Below are 25401 nucleotides of genomic sequence, written 5' to 3' on the forward strand. Positions count from 1 at the left end.
TTACGCCTCGTTAGTTGCAGGCTTGGTGCAAGCTGCGTTGGTGGTGAAAAAGTCTTGTTCAAATGAATGATTCATCAGAGCCTGTGCGCTGCAATCTCCCGCTTGGAATGGGATCAGAGTTAGGCCGTAGCGGAACTCATCCATGTAAACGCGGTAAGAGTCGAGCACTTCACTGCCCCAAGAGTTAGAGCCAAGCCCCATCACTTGGTGATCTAGGTTCAGAGTGATGTAACCGCTCTTTTCTAGCTCAATCGTGTGTTGTGCTTGATGCATGTTTTGATTGGTGTAGAACCACGCACTGAAGTTAATCTCTTGCTGAGGTTTCACTGCAATACCATTACCCGCACGATTTGAAAGTGCAGCCCAACGAACATGTTGGCGGTTGCCATTGTTTTGTGGGAATGGGTAGTTTTCGAACATGTCGTCAACGGTCGATTGGTATACGTCAATCATGTTGGCTTGTTTGCTGTCTTGGTAGTTCTCTTCAGGGCCGCGACCGTAGTACTGCACTTGGTCGAAGTCGCCATTAATGCCAAGGTCAAAACCAATCACAGGGATGACATGAGGGTAATCGCCATAGCGTTCACCGCTTAACTCAACATTCAACTGACCTTGTGCATTGATTTGGTAGCGATATTCACATCGCATACCGAAATCGAAGACAGGTGGCGCGATGATGCTGGAGGTGGTGATCTCTACTTTGCCGTCAACGTGTTCTACGTTTACGCACTCAAGATTAATGCTACGGAAATGCTCTTGCATGATTTGCAGGTGCGCAGGTTCCCAGTAACCATCGTGCTCTTGCTTATGGTTATCGATCATCGGTTTGAAGAAGTTAAGCTTAGGTTCTGACTTAATTAATTCTTCACCGTTGACTATCCATGACGTCAGCTTGCCGCTCACTTTCGAGAAGTTAAGCGCAAAGTTGTGGCCTTTCACTACGTAGTCAAGGCGAGACTCAATCACATCCAGTGCCGTTGCATTGTTGGTGGTAAAGGTCGGTAGAACGGCGGTGTTCTCTTTTACTTGGAATTGGTAAATCGCAATGTCGTGGTTCGCTTCGCTGTACGAAGTGCGAGAGTCTTTACGAACCGTAAAGTTAACAAACACTTCGCGAGGGTCTGCGTTTTCACCTTGCAGTGACGCTGGCATTTCAAGTGTGATTTCACGGCTTGAGTTCTCTGCTAAACCAGACACTTTGATATTTTGAACCGCGAGAGTTTCACCTTCAGCACGAATTTCCGCTGTTATGGTGTAGTCATCGATATTTGAGAACCAAAGCTTGTTATCAACTGTGAGCGTGCCGTCTTCAGCGTTGAAGTCGCGTAGTTTCACTGGCGCAATCACTTGCTTGTACTCTTTTAAGCCTGGACCCGGTGTTTGATCTGGGTAGACAAGACCGTCCATACAGAAGTTGTAGTTGTTAGGGTAATCGCCGTAGTCTCCGCCGTATTTGTAGAACTCGGTGCCTTTTTCATCACGGGCTAGAATACCGTGGTCACACCATTCCCATACGTAGTGGCCTTGAATCGAATCATGCTTGTAGAACACGTTCTGGTATTCCGTTAAGCCACCTGGGCCGTTACCCATTGCGTGTGCATACTCGCAAATGATGCGCGGTTTTTCGTGTGGGTATTCACCAAACGCGTTCATTAGCTGGGCGCGTGAATACATGGTTGAGATTATATCGACTACTTCACCGTCACGATCTTCTTCGTAGTGAACCAAGCGTGTGTCATCAATCGCTTTTGCTGCGTCATACATTGAGCGGATGTTACAGCCATAACCGGATTCGTTACCCAGAGACCACATGATGATAGAAGGGTGGTTTTTTTGTGCGTGAATGTGTCTTTCGATACGCTCAACGAACACCGCTTCCCAAGCTGAATCATTAGTAATGCGGCTTAAGTCGCCTACGTTGGCAAACCCGTGAGTTTCCACATCGGTTTCACCCATAACGAATAGGCCGTAAATGTCACACAGCTCGTAGAAGCGAGGATCATTAGGGTAGTGCGCCGTACGTACTGAGTTGATGTTGTGTTGCTTCATCAATACGAGGTCTTTTTCCACTCTGTCCATGCCTACCGCGCGACCTTTTAAGTGGTCGTTATCGTGGCGGTTAACACCGTGCAGCATCACGTACTTGTTGTTGATGTAGAAAAGGCCGTCACGTACTTTGATGTCACGAAAACCAACACGCTGTGGAATCACTTCCAGAACATTACCGTTTGAGTCTTTTAGGGTAAGAATTAATTGGAATAGGTATGGGTTTTCTGCGTTCCATTGGATTGGGTTAACCACATCAATGGCAAACTGAGTGTTCGCCTTGCTGTCGACAAGAATATTATCTACTGAGCCTTGCGAGATAACTTGATTGCCGTCGAGCAAAGCGTACTCAAGCGTTGCATTGGTCGCTGCCGCTAGGTTTTCTAGGGCAACGTTGCATGAAAGGGTTGCGCTTTGGTATGCATCATCAAAATCAGTGCGAACCGTTAAATCTTGTACGTGGAGCTGCTCTTTGCCGACAAGGTAAACGTCACGGAAGATACCGCCTGTCCACCACATGTCTTGATCTTCAATGTAGGTAGAGTCTGCCCACTGCATGACGCGAATGGAAAGTAGGTTTTCACCTGACTTAGCATGCGCCGAAATATCGAACTCAGCCGTTAAGCGGCTGCCTTTACTGAACCCAACGTACTCGCCGTTTAGATAAACTTCGAAGTAGGTTTCTACGCCATCAAACTTAATGATGGTCTGCTTGTCTGCCCAGCTATCACCCAAAGTAAAGGTTCGTTGGTATGCGCCAGTCGGGTTATCAGAAGGTACGAACGGCACATCAATAGGAAATGGAAAGCCTTCATCGGTGTACTGAAGATCGCCGTGACCTTCCATTTGCCACATATTTGGAACGGTAATGTTGCCCCAATCGGTCATTTTCTGGTTGTAAAACTCTTCTGGAACCAACAAAGGGTTGGTGAAGTAGTTGAAAGTCCATTGACCGCTGAGCAATTGAAAGTGGCTACTTAGCTCGCGCTGAAACGTTGTTGCGTTTTGAACTGAGTCGTATGAGAAGAAGTAAGCGCGGGGCGCTAATCTATTCTCATGCAGGTGAAGAAAGTTTTCCCAGTTGTTCACGTTGATTCTCCCCTCGGCTATGGCGATCACAATGGTCGTGCCGACGTTCTAATTGTAAAAATAAGCATCTGGGAAACATATTAGTAAAACTTTTACTAAAATAAATTAGTGATAACGTTTTACTTTAACTGGATCACGTTTTTATCAGTGGCTGCCTAGAGAGATGTGATCGACTTAAAAGCAAAGGTTTTGGGTGAGTATCGGAGCGAATCGATGCTAAATATGCAACAAGTTAAGGATTGGTTTGAACGGGAAGATAGTGTCGATTGAAGTAAAAAATACAGGGAAATGAGTTAAAGCGCCGATAAATCAGCGCTTTAAGTTTTAACTGGATGTAAAGAAGCGGTTTGGCTGGCTAGTTGGTTGTGTCACGCAGCTTGAGTTTACTTGGCACATAGACTTGAAGTGGCAATGCACGCCCGTCTCTAACTCGCTCAACCAACAAGTTAACCCCTTGAATTCCCATCATTTCTGAGTGGATTCTAACCGTGGAGAGAGAAGGGAAGGTAAACTTAGCTGTTGGAATGTCGTTGACACTGATGAGAGAAATATCCTTAGGTATCGACAAGCCGTGTTCATGTACGGCACGCAACACACCAATGGCTATAGAGTCAGACGCGATGAAAAGTGCTTTAGGGTAATCTGGCTTTGCGAGCATCTCTTTCATCAGTTTATAGCCTGACGAGCTAGAGAAATCACCACGATAGATATCATCAGTAGAGACCACACCTTTAAGCTGGCCATACTCTGAAAAGGCGACTTCACGTATATCTGGGGTATTCGGTTGGTCTTGACCACCAATGAACCCTAAGCGTTGGTAACCTTGGTTAATAAAGAAATCGGTAATTTCTTTACTGATTTTAGCAAGGTCAATATCAACTGAATCATAAGGTGAATCAAGGTCATTGAAATCCACGTGACAGATGTTGTCAGTCAATTTTTGTAGTTTTTTCAGAGTGGCAGGCTTGCAGTGGCCAACTAAAAGGACACCGGTGATCTTTTTACTTTCTACTTCAATATTACTGTCGTAACAATTAGTTAGATCGATACCTAGCTTGTCACATTGGGTCTCAATACCATGACGAATGGATAAGTAATACGGGTCGTTCACTTCTGCTTCTTGTTTGTAGTTGTACAAAGCAAGAAAGTGATGCTTTTGCTTGTTACTCAATGTTGCTTTCTTTGAACTACTGGTTTTGTATTCCAGTTTTTCTGCGATCTCAAAAATACGGCGCTTAGTTTCTTCTTTTACGCTAAGTGTTGGATCGTCATTTAAAACTCGAGAGACCGTTGCCAATGACACACTGGCTTCGGTTGCGATATCTTTTAATGTTGCCATTCTTCACTTCCAGTCGGCTTAACTCACATCCTAGTGAGAATAAAATTTCCTGTTAACTATTGTAATTAAAGCTCAAGCAAGTGCATAAGGTTTTTTAGTAAATATCCAATGTTTTATATTTTTGGTACAAATTGAGACGTTTTCACAATTGTTACTTGTCAGAATGAAATTAAAAACTTAACCCATGTGAGATTGGCTTATATCCAATGTGATATGTGTCTTGAGTGTTGAATTGTCTATTTATTATGTTGTTTTTATTCTGTTTTTTGTTTTTATTGCACTTGGTTTTATAAGTTACCAATGCGATGTTGTATGTCTTAATTGGTATTACACATGTGCTTACATTTTAGGGTTGTTAGTATTCTATTTATATGACAAAGCTCAAAAATTAAACAGTTTTAGCTTGTTTGTTTTAGTTAATATCTAGTAAAAATTTACCAGGTGATTCTGTTAGTCAACCTATAAATAAGTTATTAATTTTTAAAGAGGGATGTATGAATAATAGATTTAAAACTGGTGCATTATGTGCGGCAATTGCACTATCATTTGTTTCTGGTCAGGCTTTATCTGAGCAGTATGAAGCTTCAAACCCTAATATTCTTATCTTATATGCTGATGATTTAGGGTATGGAGATCCGAGTTCATATGGTGGGAAGATAGACACTCCAAATATTGATGCTCTTGCGGAAAGTGGAATTCGTTTTACTGATGCTCATAGTCCTGCCGCTACATGTACACCTTCTAGGTATTCATTAATGACTGGTGAGCATGCATTTCGAATTAACACTGATATTTTAGAAGGCAATGACCCGTTAATTATTCGACCGGATCAGCCAACGATTGCAAAAATGATGCTTGAAGAAGGTTACAAGACAGCATACGTTGGCAAGTGGCATCTTGGCATAGGTGATGGAAAAGGAGATGTTGATTGGAATCAACCATTTACACGTGGTGCTAATGATGTCGGCTTTGAATATAGTTTTCTTTTACCAGTAACAAATGATCGTGTACCAACGGTTTTTACTGAGAATGATGTCGTACTTGGATTAGATCCAAATGATCCAATTTATGTCAACTATGATGAGCCTATTGGCGATCGCCCTAATGGAATGATTGATCGAGACTCGATGCGTCAGAAAGCAGATCTTCAGCATTCAGGCTCTGTTATTAACGGAATCAGTCGTATTGGTTGGCAGCAGGGGGGCGTTTCTGCTGAGTTTGTCGACGAAGAAGTATCATTTGAATTTGCAAAGAAAGCTTATGATTTCATTGATTCGTCATTAGCAGAAGAGAAGCCATTCTTCTTATTCTTTGGTTTTACAGAGCCTCATGTACCAAGAGTCCCGCATGCAATGTTCGAAGGAAAGTCAGGACAAGGCCCACGTGGAGATTCAATTCTTCAGTTAGATTATGTCACTGGTCAAATTATTCAAGAGTTAAAAGATAGAGATATTTATGATAATACAATCATAATATTTACATCCGATAATGGCCCTGTATTAAATGATGGTTATTTAGATGGAGCACCTAGATTACTCAATGGGCATACGCCATGGGGAGAGCTATATGGGTATGGTGGTAAGTATTCAGCATATGAGGCGAGTACCCGCGTTCCTACAATAATCTCTTATCCTAATGGTATTAAGAAAGGAGGCGAAAGTGATGCACTATTCAGTCATATTGACTTCTATCGTTCTTTTGCAAATTTACTTTCAGTCGACCTTGAAGATGGTGAAGCCATCGATAGTCAGGATGTACTTGACGCACTTCTTGATAGTAGCATGCCAGCAAGGAAGCAGATGATTCAAGAGTCATTTACACTTTCAGTTCGTGATGGTAATTGGAAATATGTACAACCACAAGTAAACAACAATATTTGGATTGAACAAGACAAGCATATAGATAGTGGGTTATTCCCTCACCCTCAGCTGTTTAATCTAAAAGTTGATCTTCAAGAGCAAAACAACTTGGCAAGTGAGAAACCTGAACGTGTTAAGAAAATGCAGGCTATGATTGATAAAGTTGTAGCTAGAAAATAGTAATTAGTTAGCCTAGTAATCTTTGGGTCTCTAGGCTTCTTACATTTGTCGGAAAAATATGAACTCTCAAGTAAATAATTGTCAAGTCATGGCTAAACCAAGCAGTTCACTTTGTAATTTAGACTGTGATTATTGTTTCTATTTGGAAAAAGAAAAACTATATTCAAGTAAAATTAAAGTCATGGATGACCACACACTCAATAACTATATAAAGCAATATATAGATGCTCAGGAAACTAATCATGTTTCATTTTCCTGGCAGGGGGGAGAGCCAACATTAATGGGGATCGATTTCTTTAAAAAAGCAATGGGTCTTCAAAGAAAACACAAAGGTAATAAGGTAATACTTAATACCTTCCAGACAAACGGGATATTAATTGATAGTGAATGGTGTGAATTTTTCAAAGAAAATAATTTCCTAGTTGGCGTATCTATTGATGGACCTAATACTTTACACGATAAATATCGTGTGAGTCGTAGTGGTAGGGGGACACATGATAAAGTCATGCAGTGTATTAGGTTGTTGAATGAACATGGTGTAGAGTTTAATTCACTAACTGTGGTTAACAACATCAATTGTGAATACCCTATAGAAGTTTATGAGCACTTAAAATCTTTGGGTGTAAAATATATGCAGTTTATTCCTTTAGTGGAGCAAGAAGCTAGTGAAATAACTGAAGATGGATTAACTTTAATTTATCCTGGTAGTGGATATAAGGGGACTGTAACACCTTGGTCTGTAGAACCACGTAAGTATGGTAATTTTCTTTGTCAAATTTATGATAAATGGATAGTTTCTGACGTAAGTAAAGTTTTTGTTCAGATGTTTGATGCGACCCTTTCTGCACACCATACGGGTAAAACGGAACTGTGTACATTTTCAGAGACATGTGGCCATGCATTTGCACTGGAATCCAACGGAGACTTATATAACTGTGATCATTTTGTATACCCAGAATACAAGGTTGGAAATATAAATGACACATCAATTCGTGAACTAAATAATACGCCAAAAGCGGTATCTTTTGGTGAGAATAAGATGACAGCGTTATCAAGTGATTGTAAGAAGTGTGCCTACCTGAAATTATGTAATGGCGGCTGTCCAAAACATCAGTTTTCGAAATCTCCAAGTAATGAAAATAACCATAACTACTTTTGTGAATCATATAAAATGTTTTTTTCACACACAGAACTACATTTTAGAATAATGAGTAAGCTATTAAATCAAAAACGCTCTCCCGTTGAGTTAATGTTACATATTAGAAATTCTCTTGAAGAGATGAGATTGTCACCGCCACTTAGAAATGAACGTTGTCTATGTGGAAGTGGTAATAAATTTAAGAAATGTTGCCATGGAAAATTGGCGTGATTACTTCTATTGGTTAGTATCATGTTTACTTGTTGCATATAGTAAATATGATATTGGCCAATAATAGTTAAGAGCTATTATATTTTGACTAATCTATAAAAAGTATAATCAAGCTATTGTCCACCTCAGCTTGAGTAAACACTAATCTTTGTGACGACCTATGATAAACCTTCCTTAGCTGAGGCTTTAGTAAAACTTTAGTAGAGATCCCATCGTATGTGTCTATTATAAACCCCCATTAATTTTCAATTAAATTATTGTTATTTAGTTATTTTTGTTTGAACTGTGTATAGCTTAATCGCTCATTGTAAGACCATTACTTTAAATTACTTGTGGAAACGTTTACACAATGCGAATTTGATCACAGAACACGATCGGGTTTGGTTGGTAGACTTCGAGGCATACAAAAGTCGTTGCGCAAAAGCAGCACGGACAGAAGCATTAAAGAGAGGCAGAAGTGAAAGTACTTATCACTGGCGGTATGGGATATATAGGTAGCCACACCTGTGTACAAATGATTGAAGCAGGGCTTGAGCCAATTATTGTTGATAACTTATGTAACGCCAATGTCGAAGTGTTGAGCCGAATTAAAGCGTTAACAGGCGTAAGACCTACCTTCTACCTAGGTGACATTCGAGATGAGGCTTTCCTAGATTCTGTCTTCCGTGATCATGACATTCAATCTGTTATCCATTTTGCAGGCTTAAAAGCCGTTGGTGAGTCTGTTGCTAAGCCGCTTGAATACTACGACAACAACGTTAATGGATCTCTGGTATTAGCACGTTCAATGCGAAAAGCAGGCGTGAAGAGTATCGTCTTTAGTTCATCAGCAACCGTGTATGGCGATCCTGAAATCGTGCCAATTACTGAAAGCTCTCCGACAGGGGCAACAACCAACCCATACGGTCGCAGTAAGTACATGGTAGAGCAGTGCTTTGCTGATCTGTTTGAAGCTGAAAGTGACTGGAGCATTACGCTGCTGCGTTACTTTAACCCTGTTGGCGCGCACCCATCTGGCACCATGGGCGAAGACCCACAAGGCATTCCAAATAATCTCATGCCTTTTATTGCACAAGTAGCAGTAGGCCGTCGTGAAAAGCTTGCGGTATTTGGTAACGACTATTCAACTCCTGATGGTACCGGTGTGCGTGATTACATCCACGTTATGGATTTAGCAGATGGCCATATTGCAGCGTTAAAGTCAGTGGGTGAGACAGCGGGTTTGCATATCTACAACCTAGGAACAGGCAAAGGTTCAAGTGTATTAGAGATGGTTGAAGCCTTTGGTACAGCGTGTGGTCACCCGATAGCGTATGAGCTTTGTCCTCGTCGCCCTGGTGATATTGCCGAGTGTTGGGCAAGCACGACGAAAGCGGAGCGAGAGCTTAACTGGAAGGCAAACCGTTCTATTTCAGACATGACATCTGATACCTGGAATTGGCAGTCCAATAATCCACAAGGCTACTCAGCAGAGTAAAGGCCGTTTGGTCATCCGCGCCACCGAATTTAAGAATGAATTTTAGAGTGAGTAAGTAACATGTCGAATATTGAATTTAATCCCGTTGATCACCCACATCGCCGCTACAACCCACTAACGGGTGAGTGGCTACTGGTTTCGCCGCATCGTGCAAAGCGCCCTTGGAGTGGTCAAGATGAGAAGCCGAGCTATGAACAGCTAGCGACTTACGAAGAGAAGTGTTTCCTTTGCCCGACGAACGAGCGTATTTCCGGCGATAAAAACCCGGACTATCAAGGCACCTACGTATTCGGTAATGATTTTGCGGCATTAATGACGGATTCACCTGAAGCTCCGGAGTCTGATAACCCCCTATTTCAGACCAAAGGTGCACGCGGCTTGAGCCGTGTTATCTGTTTCTCTCCTGATCACAGTAAAACCTTACCGGAGCTATCAGTACCTGCTCTACGTGATGTGGTTGATACCTGGAATGACCAAATCGAAGAGCTTGGTAAAGATTATGTTTGGGTTCAAGCGTTTGAGAATAAGGGTGAAACCATGGGCTGCTCACAGCCGCACCCTCATGGTCAAATCTGGGCGAACAGTTTTTTACCTAATGAAATTGAACGTAAAAACCGCAACCAAGAAGAGTATTTCCAAAAATATGGTCGTCCTTTGTTGGTTGATTATGTTGAAGCGGAAATGGAAGACGGCTCTCGCACTGTCGTTGAAACAGAACATTGGATTGCGGTTGTCCCTTACTGGGCAGCCTGGCCGTTTGAAACCATGCTGTTGCCAAAAGCTCACATTCGCCGCATGAGTGAATTAACGGATGAGCAAAGAGATGACTTAGCGCTAGCGCTGAAAAAGCTGACGAGCCGTTACGATAACTTATTCCAGTGTACGTTCCCGTACTGCATGGGCTGGCACTACGCACCATTCTTCGAAGAAGGCGCGAGCATTGATCACTGGCAGCTACACGCGGTGTTCTATCCGCCTCTACTACGTAGCGCTTCCGTTCGTAAGTTCATGGTGGGCTACGAAATGCTTGCTGAAACTCAGAGAGACCTGACGGCAGAGCAAGCCGCTCAGCGACTACGAGATCTAAGCGACGTGCATTACAAAGAGCAAAAATAGCTCGGTAAATAAAGAAAACTTAGGGCAGTGATGTTAATTCATCGTTGCCCAATAACAATTTAGAATTTTAGTGAGAACCCCAATGTCAGAACTAATCCAAAATGCAAAAGCCTCCTTTGAGCAGGTACTTAGTTACAAGCCAAGCCATATCATTCAAGCGCCAGGTCGCGTGAATTTGATTGGCGAACACACCGATTATAACGACGGCTTTGTGCTTCCGTGCGCCATTAACTACCAAACGGTTGTTGCTGCGGCTAAGCGTGATGACAATATTGTTCGTGTGATTTCTGTTGATTATGACAACGCGGTTGATGAGTTCTCGATTGATGAAGAGATTACTTTCCAACAAGACAAAATGTGGGCGAACTACATTCGCGGTGTTGTGAAGTGCTTACTGGCTCGTGGCTATGAGCTCGGTGGTGCTGATCTTTCTGTTACTGGCAACGTACCACAAGGAGCAGGGCTTAGTTCATCAGCTGCTCTTGAAGTCGTGATCGGCCAAACCTTTAAGGTGCTGTTTAATCTAGAAATCAGCCAAGCTGAAATTGCACTTAACGGCCAACAAGCAGAGAACGAATTTGTTGGTTGTAACTGCGGCATTATGGATCAGATGATTTCGGCAGAAGGTCGTGAGAACCATGCCATGTTATTGGATTGTCGTAGCCTAGAAACACAAGCGGTCTCGATGCCTGAAGACATGTCTGTTGTCATCATCAACTCAAACAAAAAACGTGGTTTGGTAGACAGCGAATACAACACTCGCCGTGAGCAATGTGAAGAAGCCGCGCGCATCTTTGGCGTGAAAGCACTTCGTGATGTGACGATTGAACAGTTCAATGCCAAAGCGAGTGAACTTGATGAGATGGTTGCTAAGCGTGCTCGTCATGTGATCACTGAAAACGACCGCACGGTTGAAGCGGCGGAAGCACTTCGTAAAGGCGATATGATTCGTATGGGCGAGCTGATGGCTCAGTCTCATGCTTCAATGCGTGATGATTTTGAAATCACAGTGAAAGAAGTAGATGCGTTGGTTGAGATCGTTAAAGACGTCATTAGCACTCAAGGCGGCGTTCGCATGACAGGTGGTGGCTTTGGTGGTTGTATTGTCGCATTGGTACCACCAGCGCTTGTTGATGATGTTAAAGCGGCGGTTGAAGCAAAATACCAAGCAGCAACAGGCTTAAAAGAGTCTATTTATGTATGCCAAGCTAAACCAGGTGCAGGCTTGGTTGAGGTTAAGTAACAGAAGATGACTCAATCACTGTTAACCACAATGAAAAAAGCGGTAGCCTATGATGGTCACCCAGCTAATTTGGCTGAGCTAACTAACCGCAATGGCTTTTCAATCGTTGTGATGGATATAGGCGCCACTTGGCTGAGCTGCCAGGTTCCGGTTCATGGAGAACCTTCTAGAGAAGTGATACTAGGTGTCTCGACTATGGAAGACTTTCAAAAGCATGGAACTTATCTCGGAGCTACCGTTGGGCGCTATGCTAACCGTATCGCGAATGGTCAGTTTGAAATTGATGGTCAGAGCTATCAAGTTAACACCAATCAAGCGGGTAACTGTTTGCATGGTGGTGAGAATGGTTTTGATAAACGTCGCTGGGCGATCGTCGAACAGAGTGAACGATGCGTCGTGATGAGATTACATTCTGTCGATGGTGATCAGGGCTTTCCTGGGAACTTATCGGTACTGGTGACGTATCAATTGAATGATGAAAACCAAGTCTCTATCAACTATCGAGCAACAACGGACAAAGCAACGCCAGTTAACCTAACGAACCACAGTTACTTTAACTTGCTGGGCGCTGAATCAGGCGAGGATTGTAAGCAGCATGCTGTACAGATTCTTGCTGATCAATACCTGCCGACGACTGACACAGGGATCCCTTTGGATAAGCCTGTTTCAGTAAGTGACACTAGCTTTGATTTTCGTCAGCCAAAAACAATTGCTCAAGATCTTTTTAAAGGCGAACAGCAAGTGAGTGCCAAAGGCTACGATCACAGCTTTGTGTTTAATAGCAAGTCACAAGGTGTTGCTTTGGTTGCCAGTGTGATTTCGCCAGATGAGAAGATTCAGCTTGATGTATGGACCGATAAACCGGCCATGCAGCTTTATAGCGGAAATTACTTGGCAGGCACACCCAATCGACGTGGTGGAGAGTATGAAGATTACGCAGGCTTAGCGTTAGAAACACAGTTTTTACCTGATGCGCCTAATCATCCTGAGTGGGAACATCCAAGTTCAATTTTACATCCAGAGCAAGAGTATCTATCAACGACTTGCTATCAGTTTAAAGCTCTAGGTTAATTAAATGTCGGGGGGCAGATAATTAACACGCCCTGTTTGGAGCTCAGGCCTTATTGAAACTTACAATTAGTCCAAGTAAGTATCAATAAGGCTTTTTTTGTTTTTGATAAGGAGCTGGGCGAGAAAGGGGCTGTCTTATCCTGCTAACTTACTGACAGAATCTCGGCGAACCAAGGTGGGTGAGAACATCACCGGTTCATTTTCTACAGGTTCACTTTTTGCTAATGACAGCGCTAAACGTGTCGCTTTTTCAGCCATCATTTGTATCGGGTAACGTACTGTTGTGAGGCTTGGGTGCGTGTAGCGGGCGATTAACCCATCATCGAAACCGATGATCGACATTTTCTCAGGCACTTGGATACCATTTTCCATTGCGATAGACAAAGCGCCAGCCGCCATGTAGTCGTTATAGGCTACGACTGCATCAATATCCAAAGACTTAGTCAATAAGTTGGTCATTGCGGCCTCACCGCCATCACTGCTTGGTTCGCTATGTTCAACGTAACTTTTTGGCAAGCTTATGTTGTTGTCTTTGAGGGCTGCAAGGTAGCCTTCAACGCGCTCGTCGGCATCTTCAATTTCATGGTTTGAAGCGATACAGGCGATTTTTTTATGACCGTGACGAATCAGATATTCCGTCGCTAGGTAAGCACCTTTATGGTTATCAAGAGAGATACAACGCGATGCGATTTCCGGAATATGGCGATTGATGATCACGAGACCTTTAACTTCTTTAGCGTAATCAACCAGCTCTTGGTCGGGTAAGGCTTTAGAGTGAACAACCAGTGCATCACAGCGGTTATTTATCAGCAATTCAATTGCGCGGCGCTCTTCGTCTTCGTTATGGTAACCATTGCCCACAAGTATGTGCTTATTATCTTTATGCGCTTCGGTATCCACAGCTTTCACTAATGTTCCAAAGAAGGGATCAGAAACATCACCGACTAATACGCCGACCGTATTGGTACTTTGGCTTACGAGTGCTTTTGCCGCTGCATTTGGTCGATAGCCCAGTTTCTGCATAGCAGCATTCACTGACTCGATGGACTTTTTACTTGCTTTAGGTGACTTGTTAATTACCCTTGAAACAGTGGCAATCGAAACGCCTGCTTCTTTTGCTACATCCTTAATAGTGGCCATGGTTTACCTCATACTTATCCTTCCCGTATTTAACACTGTGAGTGTAAATAAGGCAAACGGTGAATCAATTCACTTGTATAAATGGGATCTTTACCACTTGAAAATAGGATGATTACTGTTAGTGTAAACGTTATTGTTTTACTAAATTTTACTAAAGGTGTTTATTGTGGAAACTATCGCTTATGGTGACTTCGCCAAACTGGAAATTAGAGTAGGAAAAATAACCGAAGTTGTTCGTCATGAGAACGCAGATAAGCTCTACATCGTACAAATTGACGTTGGAGAGAAGAGCCTTCAAACGGTGACAAGTCTTGTGCCGTATTACACAGTAGAAGAGTTACTGGGTAAACAAGTCGTGGTTCTCTGTAATCTTGCTAAAGCAAAAATGCGCGGCGAAACCTCGGAATGTATGCTGCTTTGTGCTGAAACTGACGATGAATCTGAGAGTGTATTACTGACGCCTGAGCGTGCCATGTCAGCGGGCGTTAGAATCGTTTAGTCTGATTATGAAAAGAGATGTCCGCACTGATTTGCGGACATTAAATTGAGAGCGTGCTTAATACTTACCTTCTACGGTACATATTAACGAACGGTTGCTAGCAAGGAATCAATTGCAGTGTGGTGCTCTGGCTCAACCCCGGCTACATTGCCATACTTAGGTGCATCACGATCGTTTTCGAATGGAAAATTCCAACCTACGGTATTTTCAATGAAGTTCTCGGCAAAGCTTTCTGATACTTCGAGGCAACCTGCTAATACGGTGTCGACGTAAGACTGCATGATTGGGCTCAATGTGCAGGGTGGCTCAGGCTCGTTTTTCACGTAAACCCAAATGACGGCGTCATCTTTGAGTATGGTTCCATTAGCACGTGAATAATCTACCTCTACTTGTAGCGCATTGATCTTAATTCGGTGATAGCCGCGCTCGCGACGATCAAAATCCTCTAATGTGTGCTCATCAATCTTGAGTAGTACACCATTAACTTGTCCTTCACCTTCGTTAACGACTAACGGAGAAAGAACGTAACTGTCATCGATTTTTCCCCAGTATCGAACCAAACCTCGGACATTAACAGGAATCGTTGTTCCTGTTTGACCCGTTAATCGCCTTGATGCCGAGTTCATTAAACTGCCATAGCCAAAAATATACATACACTTCCCTTTGTCATACATTTCTTCTTCGAGACATATGAAACTATCACTTCTTTTCTTATAAGACTATATGTTAACCAGTGTCACTAGTTATTATTTGAGTCATTATGACTCATATTGGTGTTGTCAATATGACATCTGATTTTTATTATACTATTGAATTTTATGGGTTAATTAGTTGGCTCGAAAAGTGCAAAATAAAATTCAGTTACTATTATTCACACTTTAATTCTCTTTGAGACTCAAAAGTGGTTAGGAGTTGATTTGCTCAATATTACCGATAAGAAAGTTGAAGAAGCGATCCCCGCAGTTTTGCGTTTAGGTTTCCGCCCATTTTTTTTGCTAGGAAGTGTTTACGCGGTCGTAGCCATTGCATTGTGGGTATGGATGTTCCAAACCGGACAGCCAGAAGCGCTTAGTGTCCCATCGTTGTGGTGGCACGTGCATGAGATGTTATTTGGTTTTGCGATGGCGATTGTTGTTGGATTCGTTTTAACCGCGGTACAGAACTGGACAGGAATAAATGGCACTAAACACCATCGTTTAGCGGTATTAGTGCTGCTTTGGTTATTACCAAGAGTGCTATTTTGGACTCCTGCTCCTCTTTGGTTAGTCTCTAGTATTGAAGCTCTGTTCCTTGCATTTTCAGCCTTTGAAATTGCCACTCGTGTGGTTAAAGCTAAAGGGTGGAAAAACCTATTCTTCGTACCACTGTTTGTTTTGGCGATTGTGGCTAACTTCGCCAGCTATGCGACGATAAAAGGCATGCCTCCATTCCCTTCTTCTGCCGTGTGGCAAGCTATGTTGTGGTGGTTTGCGATTCTGCTTTCGGTAATGGGTGGACGAGTCATTCCATTCTTTACTGCAAGGCGTTTTAATTTTGAAAAAGCGCAGCCACTGGTCTGGTTAGATTGGATGGCAAACCTGCCTTTAGTTTTTCTATTCATATTGAGCTTCTTCCCTGTAACGTTTGCTCAGCTCGGCCAACCTTTAATGCTGTTTTGTGGCTTGGCTCAGTTGGCGAGATTTATCCGTTGGAAACCATGGCTAACGTTGAGTGAACCGTTGGTATGGTCTCTTCATGCCGCGTATTTGTGTTTACCGTTGAGTTTAATTCTTCGTGGGGTGTTACAAAACCCATTTGCCAACCATAATTTAATTCATCTGTTTGCAATTGGGGCATTATCAGGACTAATTTTGGCGATGATATCTCGAGTGACGATGGGGCATACTGGCCGAGCCATTTATAAAGGACCAAATATGAGCATTGCTTTTATTGCTTTGGTATTGGCGGCATTGATTCGTGGAATCGGGGTGACCTTTTTCCCTGCGCATCTGTTTACGATTGTAAACATCAGTGGCGGTTTATGGATTCTGGCTTTTGTTATGTATATCGCCTATTTTGGCAAAATGCTTGTTACAGCGCGAGTCGATGGCCATCCAGGCTAGAGGTTGACGACTGATTACTCGAATATTAAAAAAGGCTTCACATCATCGCTATGTGAAGCCTTTTTTTTTAAGTTCCGTTTATGGCTTTAGCCCACTTGTGATAGCTGCACAATTTCTTGGTTGGCGCGCTCTTCGACGAAATGTTCGATAGCGTGTTTTTCCTCTTCATCGAGGTAGAGGCCTAATTTGGTGCGACGCCATAGGATATCTTCAGAGGTACAGGCGAGCTCTTGCTCAATCAGGTACTCTATCTCACACTGATAGACGCCATGCCCACCTTCAGAAAACTTAGCGCCGAGACTTTGTTGGTCGTGCTTGCCTTCCAGTAGTTGCCACGTATAGGTTCCGAACTGCGTCACGTAACGTAAAATCAGTGCTTCAGCTAACCACGGATACTGAGCGTGAATAGTTTTAGCTAGCTGCTCTCGGCTGCAACTGAAATTACCGCCGGGTAGGGCATGTGTTGCTGTCCATTTTTCTCCCATACCGTTTAAGTAAGGTTTTAGCTTATCGAGCGCTGCTTCACCGAGTTTTCGATAGGTCGTGAGCTTGCCACCAAAGATGGATAACAGCGGCGCTTGCCCGCCTTTAGCATCGAGTTCTAGCGTATAGTCACGAGTGATCGCTTGCGGTGAGTCTGATTCGTCATCGCAAAGAGGTCTCACTCCGCTGTAGGTCCATACCACGTCCTCTTTTGATAGCTGGTGGACAAAGTGCTGATTAACAATATCGATCAGGTAGTCCACTTCTTGGTCTGAGATCTCTACGTTACGAGGATCTCCTTGATATTCCATATCGGTCGTACCAATGATGGAGAACTTATCTAGGTACGGAATAGCAAATACAATACGGTTATCTTGGTTTTGCAAAATGTACGCTTGGGGCTCGTTGTGAATGCGTGGAACGACAATATGCGATCCTTTAATCAAACGAATATTTCTCGGAGAGGCTTGCTCTAACCCATCGTCAAAGAACTGTTTTACCCATGGTCCTGCGGCATTAATGAGTGTTTTGGCTTTACGCTCAAAACGGGTATTTGTAGTGATATCTAAAACAGTAACGTGCCAGATCCCATCTTTTCGCTCTGCGGATTCCACTTTGCAATAATTGCGAACCTCAGCGTTGTTCTCTTTCGCAGCCAGAATATTGAGCAGCACCAAACGCGCATCATCAACCCAACAGTCAGAGTATTCAAAACCTTTGGTGATTTCTGGTTTTAGTAGTCCCGATTTTTTCAGATCAACCCCTTTACTTGCTGGCAATGTGGTTCGTTTTCCCAAGTTGTCGTAGAGAAACAGCCCACAGCGAATCATCCAGGCTGGTCGTAAAAATGGGCGGTGTGGAAGGCGAAAACGCATAGGTAAGGCAACATGGGGGGCTTTTCTTAAGATCACTTCTCGTTCCGCTAATGCTTCAGACACTAATCGAAACTCATAGTGTTCAAGGTATCGTAAACCACCGTGGATTAACTTTGAGCTAGCCGAAGAGGTGGCAGATGCAAAGTCATTGGCTTCGTAAATACCAACGGATAAACCGCGCCCAGCAGCATCCGCTGCAATGCCAGCACCATTGATTCCGCCACCAATAATAATCATATCTAGCGTGGACTCTGTACTAGCCGATGTGTGTTGAATACCCATAAATCATTTTCCCTTGTGCGCGAACGAACATATTAGAACATGATTTAAGCGTAACTTAGGTTTCGTATGTGGTCACTTATTATTTTCGTTTATGCGTGTTTTTTGTGATTTGAGCATAAAAAAGCCTCTAGTTACCGAACTAGAGGCTTGGAAAGGCGATTTATGAGCGGGTTCGAAATTAGATTGTAGCAAGCTCTTTATTAACGACTTCGACAGGAATGGCATTTTCTTTGAGTATTGCTGTGATCTCTTTAGGCGGCTGCTTATCGGTAAAGATCATATCGAGCTGGGAGATATTCCCCAGTTTCACCATCGCATTTCGACCGAACTTAGTATGGTCAACGGCTAAGAAAACACTACGGCTGTTATCAATGATCGCTTGTTTTACACGCACTTCATGGTAGTCAAAATCAAGCAGTGAGCCATCGTAGTCGATACCACTGATGCCTAATATGCCAAAGTCTAAGCGAAACTGTTTCACGAAATCCAGGGTCGCTTCACCCACTATTCCGCCATCGCGGTTGCGAACTTCACCGCCTGCAAGGATGACTCGAAACTCTGGGTTTGGCAGTAAAATGCTGGCCACATTTATGTTGTTTGTGACAACACGAAGCTGCTTATGATTTTTATTGAGTGCTTTGGCGACAGATTCAGGGGTGGTGCCAATATCGATAAACAGCGTGGCTCCATCAGGGATATGTTTGACGAGCTCATCGGCAATCACATCTTTTTCGTTGAAGTTAGTCTCTTTACGCGTGTCATAAGAGGTGTTTTCAGAGCTCAGAGGTACGGTTGCTCCACCATGATAGCGTCTGATTTTATTCTCATCAGCCAGTTCATTGAGATCACGTCTGATGGTTTGAGGGCTTACATTAAATTGTTCTACTAGCTCGTCTGTACTCACATACCCCTGCTTTAAGACCAGCTCAATAATTTGTTGATGTCTTGGTATTTGCTTCACCTATTACTCCCTAATACCCTGAATACGCGTTCGAAAACGCAATCGAGAATCTAATTAGGGCTATTGTGCGTTAAAGTGAGCGTGCTGAGAAGGCTGTATTGGTGGGAGTCGGGCGCAAGGCACAAAAAAGAGCGCGAAGAACGCACTCTTTTTGATCCAAACGAATATTTAATCTTCGTTATCGCGCAACTCTGCCCAGGTTTGAGCACATTTTACTGCACGTTTCCAACCTTTATAGCGTCGCGCTCGTTTCTCTTCATCATGGTGAGGAACAAAGCTACGATCCAGCACCGCTTTATCCGCTAGCTCGTCAACACTGTCCCAAAAACCAACGGCTAAGCCAGCGAGATAAGCAGCGCCAAGTGCAGTGACTTCGGTCACTTCTGGGCGATGAACTTCTGTATCCAGTACATCTGATTGGAACTGCATCAGGAAGTTATTGGCGACCGCACCACCATCTACTTTTAATGCTGATAGATTAATACCCGAGTCGGCTTGCATTGCATCGAGTACGTCACGTGTTTGGTAGGCAATACCTTCTAAAGTAGCGCGAATGATGTGATTAGAGTTTACACCACGAGTCAGCCCAACAATGGTACCGCGAGCGTAAGCATCCCAGTAAGGCGCGCCCAAACCAGTAAAGGCTGGCACCACGTAAACGCCATTTGAGGAGTCCACTTTTGTTGCAAAGTACTCAGAGTCTTTAGCATCAGCAAGCAGCTTCATTTCGTCGCGGAGCCATTGAATTGATGCACCACCCATGAATACAGCGCCTTCTAACGCGTATGCGGGTTCGCCTTTTGGTCCACATGCCAGAGTGGTAAGTAGGCCATTTCTTGAGGTTACTTTTTCTTGGCCTGTATTCATTAATAAGAAACAGCCAGTGCCGTAAGTGTTCTTGGCTTGGCCTGCTTCAACACACATTTGCCCGTACAGCGCCGCTTGTTGATCGCCCGCAATACCAGCAATTGGGATACGTGTTCCGCCTTTACCACCAATGTTGGTTTCGCCGTAGACTTCTGATGAACGTCGTACTTCTGGCATCATAGACTCAGGGATAGTTAGCTCTTCGAGCATTTTTTTATCCCACTCTAATTTGTTGATGTTAAATAACATTGTTCTTGAAGCATTGGTGTAGTCGGTAACGTGTACGCGTCCTTGAGTCATTTTCCACACGAGCCAGGTATCAACCGTACCAAATAGCAGTTTTCCAGCTTCTGCATCTTCACTAGCACCTTCAACGTTATCTAGAATCCATTTTACTTTGGTGCCTGAGAAGTATGGGTCTAGAACTAAGCCGGTATTTTCGCGAACGTACTCTTCTAAGCCTCGTTGTTTAAGATCTTCACAGATCTCAGCGGTACGGCGACATTGCCATACGATGGCGTTGTAAACTGGCTTGCCGGTCTCTTTATTCCAAACTATGGTGGTTTCACGTTGGTTAGTAATACCGATGCCCGCAATTTGGTCGCTACGAATACCGGATTTTCCTAATACTTCAACCAAAGTAGAGCTCTGAGTTGCCCAAATTTCGAGAGGGTCGTGCTCAACCCATCCTGCTTGTGGGTAGATTTGGGTAAATTCACGCTGCGATACGCTGACAATATTTGCATCATGATCGAGAATTACGGCGCGAGAGCTTGTTGTACCTTGGTCTAGGGCAACAATGTACTGTTCGGTCATAATAAGAATCCTTTTGTTTCGTTATATTTATTTTAGTTAATGTAGAGGTTTTTTTGTTCTTAAGCTCGAGCTTCTTTGGCATCGTCTTCGTTGTCGCATTGGTTTGGAATCGTGCAACCTTGCCCTTCAACGGGTAGGTGGTTGGCGATGACTTTCGGGTATAGCCAGCCACCAAAACAGGCACCTGCGATTGGGGCAAGAATGGGTACGATGAAGTAAGGAATATCCTTCGCCCCTGTTAATGCATAATCCCATCCTGCAAAGTAGGCGAATAGCTTAGGCCCAAAGTCTCGTGCAGGATTCATAGCAAAGCCAGTTAGTGGACCCAGAGAGCCACCAATCACTGCGATGAGAATACCAATCAGCAGAGGATTCATCGCGCCGCGAGACGCTCCGTTATTTTCATCACCTAGTGCCAAAATAACAAACATTAGTACCGCAGTAATGACAAACTCCACAGAAAAAGCACCAAGAAAAGAGAGTGAAGCGTGTGGGTATGTCGAAAATATTCCAGCCGTAGCAAGCGCATCTTGGCTACTACGTACAAAGTTATGAGCAATTTCATAGTCTGTGAATAGATTGCTGTAGAGGCTATATACCAGAGCGGCTGAACAAAATGCCCCTAGCATTTGAGCGATGATATAAGGGATAACCTTCGCCTTATCAAAGCCATGAAATGCAGCAAGCGCAATGGTAACGGCTGGATTAATATGTGCACCAGAAACGCCTGCCGTACAATAGATCGCAATGGCAACGCCAAGACCCCACATGATACTAATTTCCCACTGACCAAATTCAGCACCTGTGAGAACCAACGCAGCAACACAGCCTACACCAAAAAAAATCAGTAGACCTGTACCAATGAACTCAGCAATGCATTCACCAAGCAGGGATGGATGTTTGTTATTTGTCATTTAAAGACTCCTTATTGTCCTATGTCCGTGTTCAGGTGGTTATCTTACATGTATAAAACAATTCGAAAACAAACACTCATCATAAGTGAGCGTTTGAACGTGGTTTTGTTAATAATGCGCAAATTATTTGTTAAATAGCGCATAATTTTGTAATTACCAAGCTGGTCAGGGTGATTTGAATGAAAAGGAATGATCGTTTGAATGTTAAACGAACATTTACTCGATCGTATAACGTAGTTAGTAAGGTGAATCTATTAAGAGTGCAGACATTAACGCTGAACTAGAAAGGGCATCAACTGGTAAGAGGAGTAATCGTGAAAATATGTGAAGGTGTGCAGGTGTGAGGAAATAGTGCTCGATCGTTGCTTGTGATAATAGTGAAAGTAAGCGATGGAATGTAAAGGATGTTGAAAACAAAAACAGCCGCTCAGTTTCTAGATAACTAAAGAGGCTGCTTTATCATTCAAATTAGTTAAGTACTAATTAGTTGTTGCTGTGAAGCTCAGAGTTAAGCTCAACTGCTGATTTGTTTGCAAGACATTCAATTTGACCAGTCACTGAGTTGCGACGGAATAGAAGATCAGAAACACCAGCTAGGTCGCGAGCTTTAATGATTTCTACTTCGTTGCCTTCTTTATCAAGCATGCGAACTTTCGTACCCGCAGTCACGTATAGACCAGACTCAATCGTACAACGATTGCCCATTGGGAAACCAAGACCAGCGTTTGCACCAAGTAGGCAGTTCTCCCCGATAGAGATAACCATAGTACCGCCACCAGACAGTGTACCCATGATTGAAGCGCCACCACCGATGTCTGAACCGTTACCGACAACAACACCTGCTGAGATACGACCTTCAACCATGCTTACGCCAGTTGTACCTGCATTGAAGTTGATGAAACCTTCGTGCATAACGGTTGTGCCTTCACCCACATGAGCGCCAAGACGTACACGAGATGTATCAGCAATACGAATACCTGTTGGTACCACGTAGTCTACCATTTTAGGGAACTTGTCTACGCAATCAACGCTTAGTGCGCGACCCGCTAGGCGAGCTTCAATTTGACGCTCAGCCAGCTCTGGAAGATCGATAGGGCCTTCATTTGTCCACGCGATGTTGTGCAGTAGGCCAAAGATTCCGTCTAGTACTGTACCGTGTGGTTGAACTAGGCGGTTAGAGATAAGTTGCAGTTTTAGGAAACCTTCAGCAACTGACTGAGGTTTCTCGTCAGTAGCGAGAACAACAAGAACCAGAGGTTGCTCTGAAGAAACCGCTTTTTCCGCAAAAGAGGCGTTAGCGATATCGCCTGCTGCTGCGAATGCTGTTGCAAGTTCAACACACTGCTCAGAAGAAACTTCAACAGCTTGATTGCCTTGCTCGTAGTCAGAGACAGCAGTAACCGCGTTGATTAGTGCGTCACTTGGGTTAAGTACAGGGCTTGGGAAAAATGCTTCAATGATTTTTCCGTCACGATTTTTTGTTGCTGTACCAAAGGCAATTGCAAAGTTAGCCATAGTGTTCTCCATGCGTTTAATTGTTTGAACCAAGAATCAGCCTTAGCTCTAAATTTGATGTAGTCCATCATAGTGAGTGGGTTACAGAGTTAAAAGCCCTAAAGAAGAGAAAGTCTGTAAACCGATATGTCTTGTCTTATTAGAGATATGTTCGTCCAATAAGAAATATACCCATCATACTGAAGGTGCAGCTTTGTTAACTGCATTTAATCGTCCCAATTACTTCGGGTATAGATGTGGGTTAAGTTTGTTTGCAGATAAAAGAAAACCCAAAGCAATGCTTTGGGTTTTGATTAAGACTTTACTTATAACTGATTGGCGTGCGCTTTGCGCTATAGCTTTTAGCTTTATATGTTCTCTTTATAGAGAGTCCAACCATTCACCTGTTTGAGCGCAGGTGTTTTTCTAACAGCCTAAATTCATATCTAGGCAGTTAGAGAGACCGAGCCAACTACTTGCTTAGGTCTTCAGCGTGCTCAGATAGGAACGCTGCAACACCTGTTGGTGAAGCGTCCATACCTGCTTTGCCTTCTTCCCATTGTGCAGGACAAACTTCACCGTTCTTCTCGTGGAAGTTTAGTGCGTCTACCATGCGTAGCATTTCGTCGATGTTACGACCTAGTGGAAGATCGTTAACTACTTGGTGACGTACAAGACCGTCAGCATCGATTAGGAAAGAACCACGGAAAGCAACGCCTGCTTCTGGGTGCTCAACATCATATGCTTTACAGATTTCGTGCTTAACATCAGCAACTAGTGGGTACTTAACTTGACCGATACCGCCATCTTCGATAGCAGTGTTACGCCATGCGTTGTGTGAGAATTGAGAATCGATTGAAACGCCGATTACTTCAACGCCTTTAGCTTGGAAATCAGCTAGACGGTTATCAAAAGCGATAAGCTCTGAAGGACAAACGAATGTGAAGTCTAGTGGGTAGAAGAATACAACTGCTTTTTTACCTTTAGTAAATTCAGCAAAGTTGAAGTTATCTACGATCTCACCGTTACCTAGAACTGCTGCAGCTGTAAAGTCAGGGGCTTGACGTCCTACTAGTACCATTTTGATTCTCCTAAAATTTGAGTTCCAAACATCGTTGCTTGGGCTTTCGTTTCTACGCGACAAACTATAGTACAAAAGTTACTATAGAAAAAAGCGAATTAAATAGATTAACTTAATCGAAAAAAACGATGATTAATAAGCAATCATCGTCGTCAATGTTAACAGAGAAACTATTGATTGCATTATGAATAAATGGCCAAGTTTGAAGCAGCTTCATTATCTCGTCACACTACATGAAACTCGTCACTTTAGTGATGCGGCTGAGAAGTGTTTTGTCAGTCAATCTACACTGAGTAAAGGCATTCAAAACCTTGAAGAGCTAATTGGGTGCCCTTTATATGAGAAGAAAGACAAAAAGAGTCCACTCGTCTTTACTCTGGCGGGGGAGATGGTTGTCGAGCAGGGACGTGAGCTACTCGCCAAAGGGCAAGATCTCGTTGAGCTAGGTCATTTGTGTCATGGAGATAAAATGCAGGGGCAATTAAAAGTAGGCTGTATTCCTACTATTGCGCCATTCTTGCTATGTGATTTGGTTCAAGAGGTTAATAGAAGCTTCCCGCACCTGAATTTGCTATTAAGAGAAGACACCACAACAAACCTTTTAGCGGCGCTTCGTCATGGTGAGCTTGATGTTCTTATTCTCGCGTTGCCGGTCGATATTGATGGCATGCACAGTAAAATAGTAGGGCAAGATCCATTTAGAATGGTCATAAGTCGCAATCAAGCTGATGCGATTCGCGTGCCTATTCGCTACGATGATTTACCCAATGAATCGGTCTTCCTACTAGAGAAAGAGCACTGCTTAACTGAGCACGCCGTTTCAGCCTGTAAGTTAACAGATAAAGAGAAGATCAATCCGTTTAGTGCAACGAGCTTGCATACCTTAGTACAAATGGTGGCAAACGGGCTCGGAACGACCTTTATTCCTCAAATGGCGATTGAACACGGCTTGTTAGAAAACCAGAATCTCGTTGTTATTGATCCTCCCGGGCAACAAGCCTATCGCAATATTGGACTTGTATGGCGTCCTAGTTCATCTCGAACGAAGACATTTAATCAGTTAGCCGATGTGGTTTCTGAGTTACTTTAACCATTTAT

19 protein-coding genes are annotated in these 25401 nt (G+C 43.3%); 9 read left to right on the forward strand and 10 right to left on the reverse strand.

The window, feature by feature from the left end:
- Positions 1-3135, reverse strand: coding sequence for a beta-galactosidase subunit alpha (ebgA, locus tag KP803_RS04295; protein ID WP_248007599.1), 3135 nt, complete (start codon positions 3133-3135; stop codon positions 1-3).
- A 355-nt stretch (positions 3136-3490) separates the two neighbouring features.
- Positions 3491-4474 carry a transcriptional regulator EbgR gene (gene ebgR, locus KP803_RS04300; RefSeq protein WP_248007600.1) on the reverse strand — a complete coding sequence of 328 codons (984 nt, stop codon included), beginning with the start codon at positions 4472-4474 and terminating at the stop codon, positions 3491-3493.
- Positions 4475-4968: 494 nt separating this feature from the next.
- On the opposite strand from ebgR, the gene KP803_RS04305 reads away from it, so the two are divergent.
- The 6 genes from KP803_RS04305 (at position 4969) to galM (ending at position 12789) form a co-directional block, all read left to right on the forward strand.
- Positions 4969-6513 (forward strand): sulfatase family protein, encoded by a 1545-nt coding sequence (locus KP803_RS04305; RefSeq protein WP_248007601.1) that lies wholly within the window; start codon positions 4969-4971, stop codon positions 6511-6513.
- A gap of 58 nt (positions 6514-6571) precedes the next feature.
- Positions 6572-7882, forward strand: a complete 1311-nt coding sequence (locus KP803_RS04310; RefSeq protein WP_248007602.1) for an anaerobic sulfatase maturase — start codon at positions 6572-6574, stop codon at positions 7880-7882.
- 457 nt (positions 7883-8339) lie between these two features.
- Complete coding sequence (galE, locus tag KP803_RS04315) at positions 8340-9359, forward strand: UDP-glucose 4-epimerase GalE (protein WP_248007603.1); 1020 nt, start codon at positions 8340-8342, stop codon at positions 9357-9359.
- Positions 9360-9419: 60 nt separating this feature from the next.
- Positions 9420-10475 (forward strand): UDP-glucose--hexose-1-phosphate uridylyltransferase, encoded by a 1056-nt coding sequence (locus KP803_RS04320; protein ID WP_248007604.1) that lies wholly within the window; start codon positions 9420-9422, stop codon positions 10473-10475.
- An 82-nt stretch (positions 10476-10557) separates the two neighbouring features.
- On the forward strand, positions 10558-11718 hold the full coding sequence (galK, locus tag KP803_RS04325) for a galactokinase (RefSeq protein ID WP_248007605.1): 1161 nt from the start codon (positions 10558-10560) through the stop codon (positions 11716-11718).
- Between the two features lie 6 nt (positions 11719-11724).
- Entirely contained in the window at positions 11725-12789 is a 1065-nt protein-coding gene (gene galM / locus KP803_RS04330) for a galactose-1-epimerase (protein WP_248007606.1), read from the forward strand.
- Between the two features lie 135 nt (positions 12790-12924).
- Here galM and KP803_RS04335 read toward each other — a convergent pair whose 3' ends face one another.
- Positions 12925-13929, reverse strand: coding sequence for a substrate-binding domain-containing protein (locus KP803_RS04335; RefSeq protein WP_248007607.1), 1005 nt, complete (start codon positions 13927-13929; stop codon positions 12925-12927).
- A 166-nt stretch (positions 13930-14095) separates the two neighbouring features.
- Here KP803_RS04335 and KP803_RS04340 point away from each other — a divergent pair, with 166 nt between their 5' ends.
- Entirely contained in the window at positions 14096-14428 is a 333-nt protein-coding gene (locus tag KP803_RS04340; protein WP_248007608.1) for a tRNA-binding protein, read from the forward strand.
- Positions 14429-14511: 83 nt separating this feature from the next.
- Here the strand turns inward: KP803_RS04340 and KP803_RS04345 are convergent, their stop codons facing one another.
- On the reverse strand, positions 14512-15081 hold the full coding sequence (locus tag KP803_RS04345; RefSeq protein WP_248007609.1) for a gamma-glutamylcyclotransferase family protein: 570 nt from the start codon (positions 15079-15081) through the stop codon (positions 14512-14514).
- A gap of 264 nt (positions 15082-15345) precedes the next feature.
- On the opposite strand from KP803_RS04345, the gene KP803_RS04350 reads away from it, so the two are divergent.
- Entirely contained in the window at positions 15346-16530 is a 1185-nt protein-coding gene (locus KP803_RS04350) for an NnrS family protein (protein ID WP_248007610.1), read from the forward strand.
- An 86-nt stretch (positions 16531-16616) separates the two neighbouring features.
- Here KP803_RS04350 and glpD read toward each other — a convergent pair whose 3' ends face one another.
- The 6 genes from glpD to KP803_RS04380 form a co-directional block, all read right to left on the reverse strand.
- The gene (gene glpD / locus KP803_RS04355; protein ID WP_248007611.1) at positions 16617-18170 is read right to left on the reverse strand and encodes a glycerol-3-phosphate dehydrogenase; all 1554 of its coding nucleotides are present in this window, start codon (positions 18168-18170) and stop codon (positions 16617-16619) included.
- Between the two features lie 178 nt (positions 18171-18348).
- The gene (locus tag KP803_RS04360) at positions 18349-19131 is read right to left on the reverse strand and encodes a DeoR/GlpR family transcriptional regulator (RefSeq protein WP_248007612.1); all 783 of its coding nucleotides are present in this window, start codon (positions 19129-19131) and stop codon (positions 18349-18351) included.
- A gap of 168 nt (positions 19132-19299) precedes the next feature.
- Complete coding sequence (gene glpK, locus KP803_RS04365) at positions 19300-20814, reverse strand: glycerol kinase GlpK (protein WP_248007613.1); 1515 nt, start codon at positions 20812-20814, stop codon at positions 19300-19302.
- 59 nt (positions 20815-20873) lie between these two features.
- A complete protein-coding gene (locus KP803_RS04370; protein WP_248007614.1) occupies positions 20874-21728 on the reverse strand; it encodes an MIP/aquaporin family protein in 855 nt (284 codons plus the stop codon).
- Between the two features lie 483 nt (positions 21729-22211).
- Positions 22212-23243, reverse strand: a complete 1032-nt coding sequence (gene dapD, locus KP803_RS04375) for a 2,3,4,5-tetrahydropyridine-2,6-dicarboxylate N-succinyltransferase (RefSeq protein ID WP_248007615.1) — start codon at positions 23241-23243, stop codon at positions 22212-22214.
- A gap of 451 nt (positions 23244-23694) precedes the next feature.
- Positions 23695-24303, reverse strand: coding sequence for a peroxiredoxin C (locus KP803_RS04380; RefSeq protein ID WP_248007616.1), 609 nt, complete (start codon positions 24301-24303; stop codon positions 23695-23697).
- 184 nt (positions 24304-24487) lie between these two features.
- Here KP803_RS04380 and KP803_RS04385 point away from each other — a divergent pair, with 184 nt between their 5' ends.
- Complete coding sequence (locus KP803_RS04385; protein ID WP_248007617.1) at positions 24488-25393, forward strand: hydrogen peroxide-inducible genes activator; 906 nt, start codon at positions 24488-24490, stop codon at positions 25391-25393.
- Positions 25394-25401 lie beyond the last annotated feature (8 nt).

It is taken from the genome of Vibrio amylolyticus (genome assembly GCF_023145695.1).
Classification (GTDB): Bacteria; Pseudomonadota; Gammaproteobacteria; order Enterobacterales; family Vibrionaceae; genus Vibrio; species Vibrio amylolyticus.